The organism is Frankia sp. AiPs1 (assembly GCF_023716945.1).
Taxonomy (GTDB): domain Bacteria; phylum Actinomycetota; class Actinomycetes; order Frankiales; family Frankiaceae; genus Frankia.
The window spans coordinates 1-1,057 of the sequence record NZ_JAMQQF010001018.1; the positions used below are offsets into that span (position 1 = coordinate 1).

General features: G+C 77.5%; 1 protein-coding gene. It reads left to right on the forward strand.

What is annotated here, in order from left to right; all coding sequences use genetic code 11:
- Positions 1-172 precede the first annotated feature (172 nt).
- Entirely contained in the window at positions 173-988 is an 816-nt protein-coding gene (gene cobM / locus ND748_RS32570) for a precorrin-4 C(11)-methyltransferase (RefSeq protein ID WP_251750100.1), read from the forward strand.
- The last annotated feature ends 69 nt before the right edge of the window (positions 989-1,057 follow it).

The following is a 1,057-nucleotide window of genomic DNA, read 5'->3' on the forward strand; positions in this document are numbered from 1 at the left end:
CCCCCGCCCCGGCCAGACGGCCGGCGATCCGCGGATCCGCGGCGCCGGGGCTGCTAGCGTTGCCCGCTGTGCCGAACATCCCGCGGCAGCCCGCCGGCACCGCGGGCCGCTTTCCGACGGTCCTCATCATCCCCGCGTCGCGCGGTCTCGGGGCCCGGGGTGGCGCCCGCGGATGACCGTGCACTTCATCGGGGCGGGGCCGGGCGCCGCCGACCTCATCACCGTGCGCGGGCGGGACCTGATCGCCGCCTGTCCGGTCTGCCTGTACGCCGGCAGTCTCGTCCCCGCCGAGCTGCTGTCCCACTGCCCGTCCGGCGCGCGCCTCGTGGACACGGCCCGGATGACCCTCGACTCGATCACGGCCGAGCTGTGCGCCGCCGACGCCGCCGGCCAGGATGTCGCCCGCCTGCACTCCGGCGACCCGTCCCTCTACAGCGCCCTGGCCGAGCAGATGCGGCGGCTGGACGCGGCCGGCGTCCCCTATGACGTCACCCCCGGCGTTCCCGCGTTCGCCGCCGCCGCCGCGTCGCTGCGCCGGGAGCTGACGGTTCCCGGCGTCGCCCAGAGCGTCGTGCTGACGCGCACGGCCGTGCTGTCCAGCCCGATGCCGCCCGGCGAGGATCTGGCGACGCTCGGGGCGTCCCGGGCGACGCTCGTGCTGCACCTGGCCGTGCACCGCATCGAGACGCTGGTCGAGGAGCTCGTGCCCAGCTACGGCCCGGACTGTCCGGCGGCCGTGGTCGCGTGGGCCAGCCGGTCCGACGAGGTGGTGCTGCGCGGCACGCTCGCCGACATCGCCGCGCAGTCCCGGGCGGCCGGCCTCACGAAGACCGCGGTCATCATCGTCGGTCGGGCGCTGGCCGCCGCGGGCTTCCGCGACAGCTTCCTCTACTCGCCGCAGCGCTTCGCCCCCGACGGCTGCCAGCCGGCGCCCGCCACGGGCTGGTCCTCGGTGCCCGCCGAGCTGGGCCCCGCCGAACCACGGTGAGCGGCACCGACCCCGACCCCGCGGGATCCGCGCCGCCGGGAACGGCCGCCGGCGACCCCACGCCAGCCC

Excerpts from the sequence above, each read along its gene's own strand:
- cobM (WP_251750100.1), top strand. The coding sequence starts at position 173 with ATGACCGTGCACTTCATCGGGGCGGGGCCGGGCGCCGCCGACCTCATC.